This is a genomic window from Streptomyces sp. NBC_00876 (genome assembly GCF_045207435.1).
Taxonomy (GTDB): domain Bacteria; phylum Actinomycetota; class Actinomycetes; order Streptomycetales; family Streptomycetaceae; genus Streptomyces.
This window is the reverse complement of record NZ_CP108800.1, coordinates 2,362,946-2,379,232: the sequence shown is the minus strand read 5'-3', so window position 1 is coordinate 2,379,232 and position 16,287 is coordinate 2,362,946. Positions and strand designations below refer to the sequence as shown.

Annotated in this window: 15 protein-coding genes, 1 other RNA gene and 1 pseudogene; 11 read left to right on the top strand and 6 right to left on the bottom strand. The window is 71.8% G+C overall.

Annotated features, from left to right (window positions below; genetic code table 11):
* Positions 1 to 13: 13 nt before the first annotated feature.
* Both OG782_RS10430 and OG782_RS10425 read left to right on the top strand, forming a co-directional pair.
* A complete protein-coding gene (locus tag OG782_RS10430; protein WP_406449578.1) occupies positions 14 to 1,090 on the top strand; it encodes a Zn-dependent alcohol dehydrogenase in 1,077 nt (358 codons plus the stop codon).
* 40 nt (positions 1,091 to 1,130) lie between these two features.
* Positions 1,131 to 2,072, top strand: coding sequence for a 3-oxoacyl-ACP reductase (locus OG782_RS10425; protein ID WP_406449576.1), 942 nt, complete (start codon positions 1,131 to 1,133; stop codon positions 2,070 to 2,072).
* Between the two features lie 380 nt (positions 2,073 to 2,452).
* On the opposite strand, the gene OG782_RS10420 is transcribed toward OG782_RS10425, so the two are convergent.
* Positions 2,453 to 3,799 carry a hypothetical protein gene (locus OG782_RS10420; protein ID WP_406449574.1) on the bottom strand — a complete coding sequence of 449 codons (1,347 nt, stop codon included), beginning with the start codon at positions 3,797 to 3,799 and terminating at the stop codon, positions 2,453 to 2,455.
* A 198-nt stretch (positions 3,800 to 3,997) separates the two neighbouring features.
* Between OG782_RS10420 and OG782_RS10415 the strand changes: the two genes are divergently transcribed.
* From OG782_RS10415 to OG782_RS10400, 4 genes are all read left to right on the top strand, one after another.
* On the top strand, positions 3,998 to 5,041 hold the full coding sequence (locus OG782_RS10415; RefSeq protein WP_406449572.1) for an ABC transporter substrate-binding protein: 1,044 nt from the start codon (positions 3,998 to 4,000) through the stop codon (positions 5,039 to 5,041).
* 145 nt (positions 5,042 to 5,186) lie between these two features.
* A complete protein-coding gene (locus OG782_RS10410) occupies positions 5,187 to 6,023 on the top strand; it encodes a Nif3-like dinuclear metal center hexameric protein (protein ID WP_406449570.1) in 837 nt (278 codons plus the stop codon).
* Positions 6,020 to 6,763, top strand: coding sequence for a zinc ribbon domain-containing protein (locus OG782_RS10405; RefSeq protein WP_406458975.1), 744 nt, complete (start codon positions 6,020 to 6,022; stop codon positions 6,761 to 6,763). Before OG782_RS10410 ends, OG782_RS10405 begins: the two co-directional genes overlap by 4 nt.
* The gene (locus tag OG782_RS10400; RefSeq protein WP_406449568.1) at positions 6,763 to 8,019 is read left to right on the top strand and encodes a bifunctional RNase H/acid phosphatase; all 1,257 of its coding nucleotides are present in this window, start codon (positions 6,763 to 6,765) and stop codon (positions 8,017 to 8,019) included. The genes OG782_RS10405 and OG782_RS10400 overlap by 1 nt, the downstream gene beginning before the upstream one ends.
* 300 nt (positions 8,020 to 8,319) lie before the next feature.
* Here OG782_RS10400 and eda read toward each other — a convergent pair whose 3' ends face one another.
* Together eda and yaaA are read right to left on the bottom strand one after the other, a co-directional pair.
* On the bottom strand, positions 8,320 to 8,940 hold the full coding sequence (eda, locus tag OG782_RS10395; protein WP_406449566.1) for a bifunctional 4-hydroxy-2-oxoglutarate aldolase/2-dehydro-3-deoxy-phosphogluconate aldolase: 621 nt from the start codon (positions 8,938 to 8,940) through the stop codon (positions 8,320 to 8,322).
* 139 nt (positions 8,941 to 9,079) lie between these two features.
* Positions 9,080 to 9,880, bottom strand: a complete 801-nt coding sequence (gene yaaA / locus OG782_RS10390) for a peroxide stress protein YaaA (protein ID WP_406449564.1) — start codon at positions 9,878 to 9,880, stop codon at positions 9,080 to 9,082.
* A gap of 189 nt (positions 9,881 to 10,069) precedes the next feature.
* Between yaaA and OG782_RS10385 the strand changes: the two genes are divergently transcribed.
* From OG782_RS10385 to rnpB, 4 genes are all read left to right on the top strand, one after another.
* Positions 10,070 to 11,491, top strand: a complete 1,422-nt coding sequence (locus tag OG782_RS10385) for an RNB domain-containing ribonuclease (RefSeq protein ID WP_406458973.1) — start codon at positions 10,070 to 10,072, stop codon at positions 11,489 to 11,491.
* 226 nt (positions 11,492 to 11,717) lie between these two features.
* Entirely contained in the window at positions 11,718 to 12,245 is a 528-nt protein-coding gene (locus OG782_RS10380) for a TetR/AcrR family transcriptional regulator (protein ID WP_406449563.1), read from the top strand.
* Positions 12,246 to 12,360: 115 nt separating this feature from the next.
* Positions 12,361 to 12,930 (top strand): Uma2 family endonuclease, encoded by a 570-nt coding sequence (locus OG782_RS10375; RefSeq protein ID WP_406458971.1) that lies wholly within the window; start codon positions 12,361 to 12,363, stop codon positions 12,928 to 12,930.
* Positions 12,931 to 12,990: 60 nt separating this feature from the next.
* Positions 12,991 to 13,392, top strand: an RNA gene (rnpB, locus tag OG782_RS10370) — RNase P RNA component class A.
* A 152-nt stretch (positions 13,393 to 13,544) separates the two neighbouring features.
* Here the strand turns inward: rnpB and OG782_RS10365 are convergent.
* Entirely contained in the window at positions 13,545 to 13,841 is a 297-nt protein-coding gene (locus OG782_RS10365) for a DUF6087 family protein (RefSeq protein WP_406449561.1), read from the bottom strand.
* Between the two features lie 47 nt (positions 13,842 to 13,888).
* Positions 13,889 to 14,068 (bottom strand): annotated as a pseudogene (locus tag OG782_RS10360) (methyltransferase); the annotation flags it as partial.
* A 285-nt stretch (positions 14,069 to 14,353) separates the two neighbouring features.
* Here OG782_RS10360 and OG782_RS10355 point away from each other — a divergent pair.
* Complete coding sequence (locus OG782_RS10355) at positions 14,354 to 14,707, top strand: hypothetical protein (RefSeq protein WP_406449559.1); 354 nt, start codon at positions 14,354 to 14,356, stop codon at positions 14,705 to 14,707.
* Between the two features lie 326 nt (positions 14,708 to 15,033).
* Here OG782_RS10355 and OG782_RS10350 read toward each other — a convergent pair whose 3' ends face one another.
* Positions 15,034 to 16,143, bottom strand: coding sequence for an NUDIX hydrolase (locus OG782_RS10350; protein ID WP_406449557.1), 1,110 nt, complete (start codon positions 16,141 to 16,143; stop codon positions 15,034 to 15,036).
* Positions 16,144 to 16,287 lie beyond the last annotated feature (144 nt).

Here is a 16,287-nt window from a genome sequence, read left to right as displayed (position 1 = left end):
GGGGAGCCGCACCATGCGCGCAGCCGTACTGCACGAGATAGGCCAGGACAAACTCGAAGTACTCGACGACGTCGAGGCGGTGGGCTTCGGCCCCGGCAAGGTGAAACTCCGCATCAGGGCCACCGGGCTGTGCCACTCCGATGTCTCCGCGATGAACGGGGTGCTGCCGCAGCCCGCCCCCTTCATCCCCGGCCACGAGGGCGCCGGCGAGGTCCTGGACGTCGGCGACGGGGTGACCGGGCTGAGCGCGGGGGACCGGGTACTGGTCTGCTGGCTGCCCGCGTGCGGGGAGTGTCCGTCCTGCAGGCGCGGCCAGACCCAGCTCTGCCTCGCCGGCTTCATGAACGCCGGCACCCCCAACTTCAAGCGCCCCGGCGGCGATGTCTTCGGCTTCGCCGGCACCGGCACCTTCACCGAGGAGGTCGTCGTCGGCGCGGGCTGCGCGGTGCCGATCCCCGACGACGTGCCGTTCGAGATCGCCGCGCTGATCGGCTGCGGGGTCACCACCGGCCTCGGCGCCGCCATCAACACCGCGAAGGTGGAGGCCGGTTCGTCGGTCGCCGTGATCGGCTGCGGCGGCGTCGGCATCTCCACCATCCAGGGCGCCCGGGTGCAGGGCGCCGCCCAGATCATCGCCGTGGACCCGGTGGCCTCCCGGCGCGAGGCGGCGCTGCGGTTCGGCGCGACCGAGGCACTCTCGCCCGACGAGTTCGCCGACGCCAAGCAGCGGGTCACCGCGGGCGAGGGCTTCGACTACGTCTTCGAGGTCGTCGGCAAGTCCGCCACGGCCCGCACCGCGTACGAGTTCACCCGGCGCGGCGGCACCCTCTGCATCGTCGGCGCGGGCGCCATGGACGACAACTTCCAGGTCAACATGTTCGAGCTGTTCTTCGACGAGAAGCGGATCCTGCCCTCCATGTACGGGGGAGGGGACGTGCTCCGGTCGTACGAGCGGGCCATCGCCCTGTGGCGGGCCGGCCGCATCGACCTCGAATCGATGATCACCCACCGGGTGCGGCTCGACGGCATCAACGACGCCCTCGACCAGATGCGGACCGGCGAGTCGCTGCGTACCTGCATCGAACTCTGAACCACCGCCCCACCCCCTTCCGAGAGGAACCCGAGATCCGATGTCACTTCCCCTGGACGGACTGTCCGCGATCGTCACCGGCGCCGGCCGCGGCCTCGGGCGCGCCGAAGCGCTGGAGCTGGCGCGCCTCGGCGCGGCCGTCGTCATCAACGACTACGGGCAGCCGGGCCGCGACGGCTCGGGCGAGGCGTCGGCCGCCCCCGCGGAGGAGGTCGCCGAGGAGATCCGGGCGGCCGGCGGCCGGGCGGTCGCCCACCTCGGCGACGTGTCCGACCACGAGCAGGCCCGCGCCCTGGTGGAGCTCGCCGTCAGCACCTACGGCAAGCTCGACATCCTGGTCAACAACGCGGGCATCCTGCGCGACCGGATGATCTTCTCGATGACCGAGGACGAGTGGGACTCGGTCATGCGGGTGCACCTCAAGGGCCACTTCAACACGACGCACTTCGCCGCCGCGCACTGGCGGTCGAGGTCCAAGGAGTCCGGCGGTCCGGTCTACGGCCGGATCATCAACACCTCATCGGAGGCGTTCCTGGCCGGTTCGGCGGGACAGCCCAACTACGCGGCGGCCAAGGGCGGCATCGTCGGGCTGACCACCTCCACCGCGCTGGCCCTGGCCAAGTACGGCGTCACCGCCAACGCGATCTGCCCGCGCGCCAGGACCCGGATGACCGAGGACGTCTTCGCCGGATTCCAGGAGCCGCAGGACGGGAAGCTCGACGCGCTCGCACCCGAGCACGTCTCGCCGCTCGTCGGCTATCTGGCCGCCCCGGCGGCCGCCAAGGTCAACGGGCAGCTGCTCGTGGTGCACGGCGGGATGGTCGCGATCGTCGAACGCCCCAGGGTGGCGGCGAAGTTCGACTCGTCGAAGGAGACGTTCTCCTTCGACGAGCTGGATGAGCTGATCTCCCCGTACTACGCGGACCGTCCGCCGAACGAGACGTTCGCGGCGGCGGAGGTGCTCGGCCTGAAGCGGGGCTGACCGGCCGGGCCGATGAGGACGCAGGAGGGCCCCCGCAGCCGCCGGCCGCGGGGGCCCTCCTCTCCCTCGTTTCGGTACTCCGGGCGGTCAGCCCGCCCTGCCGGCTCCTTCGGAGGGGCGGCGATGACGGCCGATCGGCTGTGCTGCCGAATCGTCCGCTGCCACACCCCCTCGATGCTTTCCTGAGCCACCGGCTTCGGCCCGTTGCGCGTCCGCCCCCGGCGGGCGCGTCTGGGTCGTGTCGGTTCGGGCTTCAGACATGTGGGAAGTCACCCCGTTGTGATCGCTTACGTGTGTGTCTCCGGGGCCATCACGCCACCACCCGAGAACGGTCACCGTCGGCGACCGCGGTGTGCGGTTGCGTAGTCCCCGGCTCAACTCTAGTCAGGAGCGGTGCGCCCCACGAGCGGCGCCTGCCCCAGTGGAACGGGCCTGCACACAGGAGGAGGGGTCACGGCCGCGGACGGTTGCATACCGCTTCGAGTACGGCCGTCCGCGTTCGGTTCCACCCCCGGCTCCACGTCGTCCGGCGCTTCCAGGAGCGCCACCGCGCAGTCCGTGTCCCGGTTCGCGTACGGGAGTCCGAGTACGCCGTCGCGCGACCAGACCCCGCTGCCGGCCAGCCAGCCCTCGGGCGCGGCGAGTTGATGCAGCCGGCGGCCCGCCGGACGCCACACCCCCACCCAGCTGCCCGCCGCCCCGTCGATCCGCAGGGCCACCGCACAGCTCTCCGGCATCAGCATCTGGCCCGGCTGTACGGCGAACGGCTCCACCGCGCAGTCCGGCAGCCGCAGGCACTCCGGGAAGCGCACCGGCAGACAGCTGCCCAGCACCCCCCAGCCGAGCCGGTCGTGCCCCGGCGCGTCCGAGCGGACCAGCAGCAGGCCGCTGTCCGGATCGGCGAGCAGCAGCCGGTCGTCGCTCTCCGGTGCGATCTGCAGCAGCGGTGTCATCTCGCCGCCCCGCTCCAGGTCCACCGCGACCGCCTTCACCGGACCGCCGCCGGCGGGCTCCCGGTCGAGGGCCAGCAGTCTGCCCGCACGGTCCAGCCAGACCCCGCCGGAGCAGCGTCCCGGCAGATCCGCGATGTGTTCGGGCCCGAACGCGCCGCCGGCCACCAGCCAGAGCCCGGTGGAGTACGTACCGGCCGACAGGGCGTACGCGCTGACGCCGTCCGGCGACGGCGGCAGCAGGGTCAGCTCGGCGCGTTCGACTGCCCCCAGCGGCAGTTCACCGGTGCCGGGGCCGGTCGGGTAGAGCAGCGAGAAGGCGTGCCGGTCCGCGACCCGGCGCCGGATCAGCACCCGCCCGTCGGCGAGCGGCAGCACCTGTGAGTGGGCCTCCTCCGGCTGGTCGAGGGGGAGCGGAACGGCGTACGGCTCGTGCCCGTCCAGCGTCCAGCGCTCCGCGAACCAGGCGGTGCCGGCCTCCGCGTCACGGGCGGTCGTGAGCCGTGCGCCGTAGGCGCCGTCGGCAGTGAGCGTGAACGAAGGCAGGACCGTTTCGGTAAGGACCGGCTCCAGCGGCTCGGACAGCTCCGCTTCTTCCGGTCGCTGCGGCTCCGGCTGTACCGGGTCCGCCGAACCGGGCGTCTGCGCCGGGTCCGCCGAGCTCCTGGCCGGGTCCGGTTCGTCCTCGGCCACGACCGGTTCGCCGGACTCCGGTTCCACCGTCTCGCCGGTTCGGGCCGCCTCAGCGGTCCCGTCCTCGATGGCACAGGCAGTCATCGAGTCATCACCTCCGGCAACCGAAGCTAGTTTTCGCACTTCCTGCCGAACAACATGAGACTCACCACTTCACACATAAGGGTGGTGATGCCCCAATTCGACTGTGGAGGTGGGGGTGGTTGTGCTTGCCGAGATGGGGGGTGCATAAGGTTAGGCATCCCTAAGCAACACCTGTGTGATCCTCGACTGGAGCAAGTGATGTCCCTTCGACGCCGCGGCACCGCCGCAGTCGGCCTGGCCGTAGTGGCCGCCCTGTCCCTCTCGGCCTGCGGGAGCGACGACGCGGGATCCGGCGCCTCGGGCAAGTCCGACGCCGGCGGCGACAAGAAGGCCGCGGTCGCCACGGGCGGCAAGGACTTCGGCGACGCGGCGAAGAAGACCGCGGAGTACGGCACCGACGCCCCGGCGGGCACGTTCCCCCGTACCGTCACGCACGCCATGGGCAGGACCGAGCTCAAGGCGGCCCCCAAGCGGGTCGTCGTGCTGGACGTCGGCGAGTTCGACAACGTGGTGTCGCTGGGCGTGAAGCCGGTGGGCTACGCCCCCTCCGAGGGCGACGCGGCCATCCCCTCGTACCTGAAGAAGGACGCGGGCAACCCCAAGAACGTCGGCACGATCAACAACCTCAACCTCGAGGCGATCGCCGGACTGAAGCCCGACCTGATCCTCGGCAGCCAGCTGCGCGCAGCCGACAAGTACGACGAGCTCTCCAAGATCGCGCCGACCGTGTTCTCCATCCGTCCGGGCTTCACCTGGAAGGAGAACTACCTCCTCAACGCCGCGGCGCTCGACAGGACGGCCAAGGCGAAGTCGGCGCTCGGCGCCTACGAGACGAACGCGAAGCAGCTCGGCGAGGACATCGGCCCGAAGAAGCCGACCATCTCCATGGTCCGCTACCTGCCGGACAAGATCCGCCTCTACGCCAAGGCCTCCTTCATCGGCACCATCCTCGACGACGCCGGTCTGCCGCGGCCCGAGAACCAGCAGATCAACGACCTCGCCGCGGAGATCAGCCCGGAGAAGATCGACGAGGCGGACGCCGACTGGATCTTCACCGGTGTGTACGGAGACGTGAAGGCCACCAAGCGCGACACCACCCAGGCCAACCCGCTGTGGAAGAACCTGAAGGCCGTCAAGGAGGGCCGGGCCAAGAACGTCTCCGACGAGACCTGGTACCTCGGCCTCGGCGTCACGGCCGCGAACCTGGTCCTGGACGACCTGCGCGCGGACCTGGTCAAGTAGCCGGGCCGCGCCCCACGCCCCATGCGACGCCCGCCGCCCCGGCGCGGCGCCGTGACGTAACGATTCATGACCGGCCGGCGGCCCGTTCCCATGGGGCCGACCGGCCATGGTCCAGGGGGCACGGAGGCCAGGTAGCCTTTGCTCCGTGCCCCGTCTGTCTGAAGTCATCTCCGAGCTCGACGCCCTGTGGCCGCCCGAGCGGGCCGAAGGATGGGACGCGGTCGGCACCGTCTGCGGTGATCCGGACGCCGAGGTCGACCGGGTGCTCCTCGCCGTCGACCCCGTCCAGGAGATCGCGGACGAGGCGCTGAGGATCGGCGCCCAGCTGATCATCACCCACCACCCGCTCTATCTGCGGGGTACGACGACGGTCGCGGCCGGCACCTTCAAGGGCCGGGTCGTGCACACCCTCATCAAGCACGACATCGCGCTGCACGTGGCCCACACCAACGCCGACTCCGCGGACCCCGGCGTCTCCGACGCCCTGGCCGGCGCCCTCGACCTGCGCGTCGAGCGGCCCCTCGTACCGGACCCCACGGACCCCACGGGCCGGCGCGGACTCGGCCGCATCTGCACGCTCGACCACCCCGAGACCCTCGGCGCGTTCGCCGCCCGGGCCGCAGCCCGGCTGCCCGCCACCGCGCAGGGCATCCGCCTGGCGGGCGACCCCGAGGCCCTCGTGCGTACCGTCGCGGTGAGCGGCGGGTCCGGCGACAGCCTCTTCGACGCGGTGCGCGCCGCGGGTGTGGACGCCTTCCTCACCGCGGACCTGCGCCACCACCCGGCTTCCGAAGCCATCCAGCACTCACCGCTCGGCCTCGTCGATGCCGCACACTGGGCCACCGAGTGGCCGTGGTGCGAGCAGGCCGCGGCACAGCTCGACGCGATTTCCGACCGCCACGGATGGGACCTGCGGGTCCATGTCTCGAAGCAGGTCACCGACCCCTGGACCACCCACCACTCTTCTGGAGCCCCCAACTGAACGCCGCGCCCGCCGACCAGATCCGACTCCTCGACGTCCAGGCCCTCGACCAGCGCCTCTCCCAGCTCGCGCACCGCCGCAAGTCCCTGCCCGAGCACGCCGAGATCGAGTCGCTCACGGCCGACCTCGCCCAGCTCCGCGACCTCCTCGTCGCCTCGACGACCGAGGAGAGCGACACCGCCCGCGAGCAGGTCAAGGCGGAGCAGGACGTCGACCAGGTGCGCCAGCGCGCCACCCGCGACCAGCAGCGCATGGACTCCGGCGCGGTCTCCTCGCCCAAGGACCTGGAGAGCCTGCAGCGCGAGATCGTCTCGCTCGCCAAGCGCCAGGGCGACCTGGAGGACGTCGTCCTCGAGGTCATGGAGCGCCGGGAGTCCGCGCAGGAGCGGGTCGCCGAACTGACCGACCGGGTCTCGGCCGTGCAGGCCAAGGTCGACGACGCCACCGCCCGCCGGGACGCCGCGACCCAGGAGCTCGACGCGGAGGCCGCCACGGTCACCAAGGAGCGCGAGGTCGTCGCCGGTTCCGTCCCCGCCGACCTGCTCAAGCTGTACGACAAGCTCCGCGCCCAGCAGGGCGGGGTGGGCGCCGCCCGCCTCTACCAGCGCCGCTGCGAGGGCTGCCGCCTCGAGCTCAACATCACCGAGGTCAACGACGTGAAGGCCGCGTCCCGCGACACGGTGCTGCGCTGCGAGAACTGCCACCGCATCCTGGTGCGCACCGCGGACTCGGGTCTGTAGTGACGCGGCCGCGCCAGTTCGTCATCGAGGCCGACGGCGGCTCCCGGGGCAACCCGGGGCCCGCCGGGTACGGCGCGGTCGTCATCGACCCGGTGACGGGGGAGACCCTGGCCGAGGCCGCCGAGTACATCGGCGTCGCGACGAACAACGTCGCCGAGTACAAGGGCCTCATCGCCGGACTCCGGGCCGCGAAGGCGCTGGTGGCGGACACCGCGGCCGACGGCGTGCCGCGGGTCCACGTCCGCATGGACTCCAAGCTGGTCGTGGAACAGATGTCGGGCCGCTGGAAGATCAAGCACCCCGACATGAAGCCGCTCGCGGCGGAGGCGGCCAGGATCCTCCCGGCGTCCGCCGTCACCTACGAGTGGATCCCGCGCGAGAAGAACAAGCACGCGGACCGGCTCGCCAACGAGGCGATGGACGCGGGCAAGCGCGGCAAGCAGTGGGAGCCGTCCTCCTCGACGGCCGCCCTCGACACCCCGAAGTCCTCGGTCGCCGCCGCCCTGCCGCCGGTCTCCGGACCGCCCGGCGACGCGGCGGCCGGTGCGGCGAGGGCCAGGGCGGCCCTGAACCGGCCGGCCTCCTCCGCCCCGGCCACCCCGCAGGTCGGCTGGGCCGCCGCCCCGGACCTGGGCGCGCCCGCCACCTTCGTGCTGCTCCGGCACGGTGAGACCGCCCTCACCCCCGAGAAGCGGTTCTCCGGCAGCGGCGGCACCGACCCCGAGCTCTCCGCCACCGGCCGGGGGCAGGCCGAACGCGCCGCCGAGGCCTTTGCGGTACGGGGGACGATCCAGGAGATCGTCTGCTCGCCGCTGCGCCGTTGCCGCGAGACGGCCGGCGCGGTCGCGGCCCGGCTGGGCCTGGAGGTCCGGATCGAGGACGGGCTGCGCGAGACGGACTTCGGCGCGTGGGAGGGCCTGACGTTCGGTGAGGTCAGGGAGCGTTACGGCGCCGATCTGGATGCCTGGCTCGCCTCCGCGAAGGCTGCCCCCACCGGTGGCGGCGAGAGCTTCGCCGCCGTCGCCCGCCGCGTCGCGGCCACCCGGGACCGCCTCGTCACGCGCTACGCGGGCCGCACCGTTCTCGTGGTCACCCACGTCACCCCCATCAAGACCCTGGTCCGGCTCGCGCTGGGCGCACCGCCGGAGTCGCTGTTCCGGATGGAGCTCTCGGCGGCGTCCGTCTCGGCCGTGGCCTACTACGCGGACGGCAACGCCTCCGTACGCCTGCTGAACGACACATCGCACCTGCGGTAGCCGCCGCGTCCGGACGGACGGGGACGGGCCGCGGACGGATGGGGACGGGCCGCGGACGGATGGGAACGGGCCGCGGACGGCTGGAGACACCACCCGGACGGATGGGGGCAGCAATCGGCCCCATCGGCCGGGGGGAAGTCCGATGGGGCCGGAGCGGTTCCGGCTGGCCGGGGGATTGCCTGCCGGAACCCGGGTCACCCGGAGTGCGGGTCACGTACCTACAAGGTGTCGTGCCCCGTATGCCGGGGAGCATGCATGGGAAGGCGCGGCGGTTCGCCGCCACCCGTCATCGGTTCGCCCTCAGCCGCGCAGCGCCGCAGCCCCGGCGGCCAGGCGTTCCACCCGGTCCCAGTCCTTCGCCGCCACCGCGTCACCGGGGACCATCCAGCTGCCGCCCACGCAGCCGACGTTCGGCAGGGCCAGGTAGGAGGGGGCCGAGGCGAGCGAGATTCCGCCGGTCGGGCAGAACCGGGCCTGGGGGAGCGGGGCGGAGAGCGCCTTCAGATAGGCGGTGCCGCCGGCCGCCTCGGCCGGGAAGAACTTCATCTCGGTGACCCCGCGCTCCAGCAGCGCGACCACCTCGGACGTCGTCGAGACGCCCGGCAGGAACGGCAGCCCCGACGCCTTCATCGCGTCCAGCAGCGCATCGGTCCAGCCGGGGCTGACCAGGAACCGGGCACCCGCGGCCACGGTGTCGGAGACGTTCCGCACGGAGATCACCGTGCCGGCTCCCACGATCGCGTCCGGGACCTCGGCCGCGATCGCCTCGATCGCATCCAGGGCCGCGGCGGTCCGCAGGGTCACCTCGATCGCCGGCAGCCCGCCCGCGACCAGGGCCCGGGCGAGCGGCACCGCGTCGGCCGCGTCCTCGAGGACGACGACGGGCACGACGGGGGCAAGGTCCAGCACGGAGGAGGTCATGGCCTCATCCTGCCCCGCGCACCGCACCGTACGCAACGAGCGTTGCGCATGATGCAACGAGTGTCCGCTCGGTGGATCTCCGTAACCCCCGTTCGAGCTCCCCCGCCCGCCCGCTCGTCCGCCGGCAATGAACGCCCGGTCAGTGGATCTCCGTCACCACCACATCGAGCTCCCACGCCCGTCCGGGCCGTGCGGGCGCCTCGGCCTCCACCGTGTATCCGAGGTCCCGCAGGACTGTCACCAGCTCGGCCGGACCCTTCGGCCGGGCCCCCGCCTGCAACAGATCGCGGACCATCCGGCCCTTCGTCGCCTTGTTGAAGTGGCTGACCACCGACCGCTTCTCCACCCCGTTCACCAACTGCGAGTGCAGCACCCGCACGCTCGCCGTGCGCTCGGCGACCTCGCCCTTCGGCTTCCACGCCGCCGTGTACGCGGACGAGCGCAGGTCCAGCACGAGACCGTCCCCGGCCGCCTCCGGCATGACCTCGGCCATCGGCGTGCGCCAGAACGCCCCGAGAGCGCCGAGGCCCGGCAGCTTCACGCCCATCGAGCAGCGGTACGGGGGAATCCGGTCGCCCACCCGCACCGCACCCCACAGCCCGGAGAAGACCAGCAGCGACTTCCCGGCCCGGCGGCGGGCCGCGGTGTCCAGGGACGCCAGATCCAGCGCGTCGTACAGCACCCCGGTGTAGATCTCCCCGGCCGGACGCGTGCCGGCGGTCCTCAGCTCGACGTTCTTCGCGATCTCGCCGCGCAGCCCCTCGCTCAGCCCCAGCACCTCGCGCGCCTTGTCCTCGTCGGCCACGCACAGCTCCACGAGCCCGTCCAGCACGGCGGCCCGCGCAGCGGCCAGACCCGGCAGCGACAGCGACTCGGGCTTCAGGGGTGCACCGCGCCCCGAGGCGGCCTTTCCTTCGGAGGGCGGCAACAGCACGAGCACGGCGGTTCTCCTTCGTACGTATGGAAAGGGGCCCCGGCCTGCACGCGGATCCGGCGGTGGTGCCGCCCGGATCAGTGAAAACCCCTCGCGCCAGCGTACGGGGAAGCACCGCCCCGCCCCTCCGCCACCCGGGATGCCGCCCGCCCCGCCCGGCCATACGCTCGGTCCATGCCCCGCCGCCATCTCCATATGACCGGCGCAGCCGACACCCCGCTGCGGGCGGCCCTGCGCGCGCTGCGCACCGAACTCGAACTCCCCGGTGCCTTCCCGCCCGACGTGCTCGCCGAGGCGGCCGAAGCGGCGCGGAACCCGGACTTCTCCGGCCACGAGGACGCCACGGACCTCCCGTTCCTCACCATCGACCCGCCCACCTCCACCGACCTCGACCAGGCCATGCATCTGGAACGCCGCCCCCACGGCTACCGCGTGCACTACGCCATCGCCGATGTCGCCGCCTTCGTCCGCCCCGGCGGCGCGCTCGACGCCGAGGCCCACCGCCGGGTGACCACGCTCTACTTCCCCGACGGCAAGGTGCCGCTCCACCCCGAACCGCTCTCCGAGGGCGCCGCCAGTCTGCTGCCGGGCGAGACCCGCCCCGCGGTGCTGTGGGAGACCGACCTCGACGCGGAGGGCCGCGCCGTCACCACCCGGGTGCGCCGGGCCCTCGTACGCAGCCGCGCCAAACTCGACTACGCGGGCGTGCAGCGGCAGATCGACGCGGGCACCGCCGAGGAGTCCCTGGCCCTGCTCAGGGACATCGGCACACTCCGCGAGGAGCAGGAGGTCGCCCGCGGCGGCATCTCCCTGAACGTGCCCGAGCAGGAGATCGTCGAGCGCGACGGCAGCTACGGCCTCGAATACCGCGCCCCGCTGCCCGCGGACGGCTGGAACGCCCAGATCTCACTGCTCACCGGCATGGCCGCGGCCCGGCTGATGGCGGAGGCGGGCACGGGCATCCTGCGTACGCTGCCCGTCGCCCCCGACGGCGCCGTCGCGCGCCTGCGCCGCTCGGCCGAGGCCCTGCACATCGACTGGCCGCACCATGTCCCGTACGCGCAGGTCGTCCGCTCGCTCGATCCGAGGAAGGGCAACGACGCCGCGTTCCTCCAGGAGTGCACCACGCTGCTGCGCGGCGCCGGCTACACCGTCTTCGAGAACGGCGAACTGCCCACCCCCGCCGTCCACGCCGCGGTCGCCGATCTCTACACGCACTGCACCGCACCGCTGCGCCGCCTCGTCGACCGGTACGCGGCCGAACTGTGCGTCGCCGCCGTCGCGGACCGCGAGCCGCCCGAGTGGGTCCTGGCCGCGCTGGCCGCCCTGCCCAAGGAGATGGCGGACGGCACCCGGCGCGCCAACACGGTGGAACGCGAGTGTGTGGACCTGGTCGAGGCGGCCCTGCTCAAGGACCGGATCGGAGCGGTCTTCGACGCGTACGTGGTCGACGTCAAGGAGCAGGAACCGACCACCGGCACCGTCCACATCGACGACCCGGCGATCGTCGCCCGCGTCGAGGGCGGCACCACGCCCCTGCCCCTGGGGGAACGGCTGCGGGTCCGGCTCACCCAGGCGGACCCGGGATCGGCGAAGGTGCTGTTCGCACCCGCGTGAGCGCGGCCACGGCGGCGCGCGGATCATCGGCGTGGAACCGGACCGCGCGTGCCCGCCCACACCCGCCGAGCGGCCGCACGAAGCCCGGCGGCGCGGTCAGCTCGACCGTCAACGGCGGGCCGAACCCCGCCGTACCGTCCCCCCGCTCCACGGCATACGGCCCCCCATCTCGTACGATCGCGCCTTCGACACCCGCGCCCCGTACGAAGGAAGAGGAAGCACCGGCGTGACCGACCCCGTGGCCCGGCCCGCCACCGACCGTGCCCGCGAGATCCTCGCTGCCGCGCGTACCCTTCTGGAGCTCGAAGGCCCGGAAGCGCTCACCATGCGCCGGCTCGCCGGCTGCGTGGGCATCACCGCACCGTCCCTCTACAAGCACTTCCCGGACAAGTCCACCGTGGTGAACGCCCTCGCCGACGCGATGCTGCGGGAAACCGCAGGGGTGCTCGAAGCGGCCGAGGCTGCGGCCCCGGGCTCCTTCCCGGCCCTGGCCACCGCCTACCGCGCCCACGCCCTGGCCCACCCCCACCTCTACCGCCTCACCACCGGCCACCCGCTCCCGCAGGACCTGGAGGAGCGCGCCGCGGCCCCGCTCTTCCGCGCTCTGGACGGTGACGAGGGGCGCGCCAGGGCGGCCTGGGCCTTCGCCCACGGAATGGTCGTGATGGAACTCAACGGCCGCTTCCCCACGGACGCCGACGTCGCGGCGGCCTGGACGGCGGGGATCGCGGCGTTCACCCCGGTCCGCCTCTGACACGGGCGCGCGGTCCTGTGCCACGATCGGGGGAAACACTCCCATCTGACGGACGGCGGATTCCCCGATGTCCCACTCTGGCGAGCGACCGAGGAAGGGGCGTGACATGACTGCCATGCCGCACGAACCGCTCTCGCAGGCGGATGTCCTGCTTGAGGGCTTCCTGGCGCTGGACACGCCGGAGGGCTTCCGGGCCGAGCTGATCGAGGGGGAGATTGTCGTGACGCCGCCGCCGGACGGGGATCATGAGGACTACGTCAGTGTGATCATGAAGCAGGTGATCAGGCTGGCGCGGACCGATATGGATTTCTCCGGGAACAAGGGGCTGAAACTGCGCAGCGGCGGGGGGTGCCCCAAGAACCATGCCATTCCCGACGGCACCTTCGCCCCCACCGCACTGCGCCTGTACCGGGGAGCGGACCCGTGGATGCCGTGCGAGGGAGTGGCTCTGGTCGTCGAGGTCACCTCGTCCAAGCCGGCCGCCGACCGCACCGGCAAGCGGCACTGCTACGCCCGGGGCCCGGTACCCCTCTACCTGCTGGTCGACCGCGAGGAGTCCTCGGTGACGCTCTTCAGCGACCCGCAGGGGGACGACTACCGCCAGCACTGCACGGTTCCGTTCGGCAAGGCCATCCGCCTGCCGGAGCCGTTCGCGGTCGATCTGGAGACCGGCGCGTTCCTGTGACGGCGGGCCCGCCCTGTCTGTGCCCTCCGGCCGGACGGGTAGCATGGGCGCCACGGCAGACGAGCCGGGCGGACGGCCGCGTGAGGATCTTCGGACCCTCCCGAGGAACGTCCGGGCTCCACAGGGCAGGGTGATGGCTAACGGCCACCCGGGGTGACCCGCGGGACAGTGCCACAGAAAACAGACCGCCTGGGACTCCGGTCCCCGGTAAGGGTGAAACGGTGGTGTAAGAGACCACCAGCGTCTGAGGCGACTCGGACGGCTAGGTAAACCCCACCCGGAGCAAGGTCAAGAGGGGCTCTCGCAAGAGGGCCCTGCGCGAACGTTCGAGGGCGGCCCGCCCGAGTTCGCGGGTAGACCGCACGAGACCGGCAGCAATGCCGGTCCTAGATGGATGGCCGTCTCCCCGGCCGCCGCGAGGCGACCGGGCGACAGAACCCGGCGTACAGCCCGACTCGTCTGCCGCTTAGGGCTTCTGACCACTGCAAGCACAGGGCAGAGGCTTTTTCCATGTAGGGGCGGGTCTTGCTGGACCCCGTTCCGTACGGGTTCAAACGGGTTGTGTGGCTACGTACGTAGCCACTTCGGATGGTGGATGGAGCTCGCCGACGGGACTATCCCGGGGCCTGCGGCCTCCGGTGCCTGCCGGTTCCGGGGCCGAGCTTCGGCGCCGACCCCGAGGCTGGGACGACCTTGTTGTCCGCGTACAGGATGCGCTGTGCCTCGGCAAGATTCACCGCGAAGCCGTAGAACTCCCAGCTGTGCCCGTTCCATCGCTCGATCACGCGGGGTGCGTCAGGATTCAGATGCGCCCCCTGCAGGCCTTTGCCAGGGACGACAGGGGCCGCGCGGAGCCGTCCCATCTTCATGTCACGGCGCTTGGCCCATTCGGAGAGCGGTTCGTCGGCCATAGCGCTTCCTGCGGGCTGGGAGGGGCGGTCCCTCGGAGGGTAGTGGTTCAGGCGAGCCGGTGTTCCAAGCGCAGCGACGGGCAGCCGTCGATCCAGTACACGTGGGACTGGTCGGTGACGCGGAGCCGAACCGCGTCGATTTCCGGAGCACCGGCGTCCTGCCAGACAACGAGGGAGCGTTCGATCTCGTCCCACAGAGCCACGGGGCCGCCCTGGCGGACGGTCCAGTGCCCTCGCCGCAGCCCTCGCCCAACCGCTGTCCTTGCGCCGTCGCGCCGCCGTACTGAGCGACCTTGCCGTCCTCGGGGCCCACCGGCGCGACGTCGACCAGGTCGTGCACTATGCGGAGACCGCGATCAGTCTGGCCGGCCAGTCGAATTCGGGTTTCATCGTTAAGAAGCTGGACGGACTCCGAGTGCGTATTGCCCCGCTCATGTCCGATGGCCGAGTCTCGAATCTGGATCACCGAATCGCGGCGCTTTCGCATGCCGCATGATGAGAGGGACACGTGCATGAGTGACGGTCGGACTTTCCGCGAGGCGTGGATCGCTGGTGTGACCAAGCACTACCCCGGTGAACCGAAGCCCAGCTACATCACGCCCTGGGACGAGATGCCCGAGTGGGAGCGCGCGGCTGCCACGGCCGTGTACGGGCAGGTACGCCGCTTCTTCAAGATCAGCGAAGGGCACGCCGCACGGCTCACCCGCGAGCAGAAGGGCCGCTTCGTCGCGATCTGCTGGACTGCCCAGATGTTCAAGCACTTCAAGGACCCGAAGCCCGGATACGTCGCAGATTGGGCCGACATGCCGACCTGGCAGCAGGAGACGGACTCGGACATCTTCGAGCGCATCGAGCTGACCGTCTGAACCTTGAGAACGATGAAGCACCCGTCCTGGCCGCTCCGGGGCCAGAGTGTCTCCTCCCGTATCCATAAACTGCCGCCACCAGTTGCTTTGCCGTCGAAAGGCCTTCGACCTGCTTGGGTTCCGGTGCCGCCGGAGTTGCGGAACATCTCGGCCGGATCGGCGCAGGCCACGGAATTCGTCGCCGACCGGGGTCCGTTCGGTGCGTGCGGGCAGGACCCGGGCGACCGTTCTGCCGACGAAGCACAGACGGTCGGCGAGCAGTTGCAGTTCTTCCCCGTGCCAGGCACGGGTGAGGACCTCGGTGTCCGGCACGGGTGGCACTCCAGTCAGATCCGGCCGGGGCCGAACCCGATGTCGCCGGTGAGTTCGGTGACGGGCTGGGGGGCGGCAACGGGGATGCCGAGTTGGCGGCGGGCCCGGTGGACGGCGGCGAGTTGGCCGGCAGCGGGCGGCCCCCAGTCGAAGAGATCCATGGCCTGTTCGGGCGTCGCCAGGATGCGGGCGTAGGTGTGGCCCGTGGCCGGATCGGGGCGTGCGGGGGCGAGGCCGGTGAGGGCTGCCGCGTAGCGCAGGTATGCGCGCCGCCCGGGGAGATCGGTGACGTGCCCGAGCAGCAAGGGGCTTGTGAGCCGGGCTGCTGCTTCCTCGTCGGCTTCGCGGCGCAGGGTGGACACGGGGTCGCCCCGGTCCTGCTCCTCGGGCTTGCCGCCGGGCAGGACGGCGCTTCCGGTCCCGGGGTCGAGGAGGATCAGGACGCGCCCGTCCGGCGCGAACAGCCACGCCCACACCTGGGTCACGGTGAGCTCGCGTGGGGCCGGGCCCTGGTGCCAGGGAAGGTGGTGATGGGGGCGGACGGTCCGCAGGACGGCAAGGCGGTCGAGGACGCCGGGGGCGATCGGGCGGCCGTTCTCCAGAAGTACTGTGCCGGTGGCGTTGATCCGGGCGCGCAGCGCGGACAGAGCGCGGCGGGCGTCGGCCGGGGACAGCAGGTCGGGCAGCCGGGCCGGCTCGGTGAACTCGATGCCGGTGATCTCGTGCGGAGGCAGGCGGATCTCGGCGATCCGTTCGTCGTCCCAGGTGCCGCCGTCGAAGACGTGCAGGATCTCGCCGGGAAACCTCATGACCGCAGGCGTGTCCACGGTGTCGGCGGAAACCCAGTCGACGGCGAGGCCCCGGTCGATGGGGGCGTCGATCCCGAGCTCCTCCACGAGCTCGCGCGCGGCGGCGTGGGCTGGGGACTCGCCCTTGTCGACAGCGCCTCCCGGCAGAAGACAGGTGTCGCGGTAGTCGACGTGCTGGATCAGAACCTTCCCGAGCGAGTTGGTGATCAGCACGGACGCACCGACCCACAGGGCGGCTGCGGCACGCAGGGCGCCATATGCCTCGTCGCTCATCAACGTGCCGGGCGGTACAGCGGAGTTGGGCGTGATCGTCATCATTCTCCGATCGGGGAAGGGAGCCGGCCCGGCCCTGGAGGAGGGCCCCGGCGGCCGGCGCTGTCAGGTGGTGAGCCGGTGCGAGCGGTCTGTGACGGGCCCGGGCGTGAGCCGGGTGAAGTATTCGGTCGCGACGATGTCGCG

Bases quoted from the DNA above. Each gene is read 5' to 3' on its own strand.
- OG782_RS10430 (WP_406449578.1), top strand. From the start codon at position 14: ATGCGCGCAGCCGTACTGCACGAGATAGGCCAGGACAAACTCGAAGTA.
- OG782_RS10425 (WP_406449576.1), top strand. From the start codon at position 1,131: ATGTCACTTCCCCTGGACGGACTGTCCGCGATCGTCACCGGCGCCGGC.
- OG782_RS10420 (WP_406449574.1), bottom strand. From the start codon at position 3,799: ATGACTGCCTGTGCCATCGAGGACGGGACCGCTGAGGCGGCCCGAACC.
- OG782_RS10415 (WP_406449572.1), top strand. From the start codon at position 3,998: ATGTCCCTTCGACGCCGCGGCACCGCCGCAGTCGGCCTGGCCGTAGTG.
- eda (WP_406449566.1), bottom strand. From the start codon at position 8,940: ATGACCTCCTCCGTGCTGGACCTTGCCCCCGTCGTGCCCGTCGTCGTC.
- OG782_RS10385 (WP_406458973.1), top strand. From the start codon at position 10,070: ATGACCGGCGCAGCCGACACCCCGCTGCGGGCGGCCCTGCGCGCGCTG.
- OG782_RS10375 (WP_406458971.1), top strand. From the start codon at position 12,361: ATGCCGCACGAACCGCTCTCGCAGGCGGATGTCCTGCTTGAGGGCTTC.
- OG782_RS10365 (WP_406449561.1), bottom strand. From the start codon at position 13,841: ATGGCCGACGAACCGCTCTCCGAATGGGCCAAGCGCCGTGACATGAAG.
- OG782_RS10355 (WP_406449559.1), top strand. From the start codon at position 14,354: ATGAGTGACGGTCGGACTTTCCGCGAGGCGTGGATCGCTGGTGTGACC.
- OG782_RS10350 (WP_406449557.1), bottom strand. From the start codon at position 16,143: ATGACGATCACGCCCAACTCCGCTGTACCGCCCGGCACGTTGATGAGC.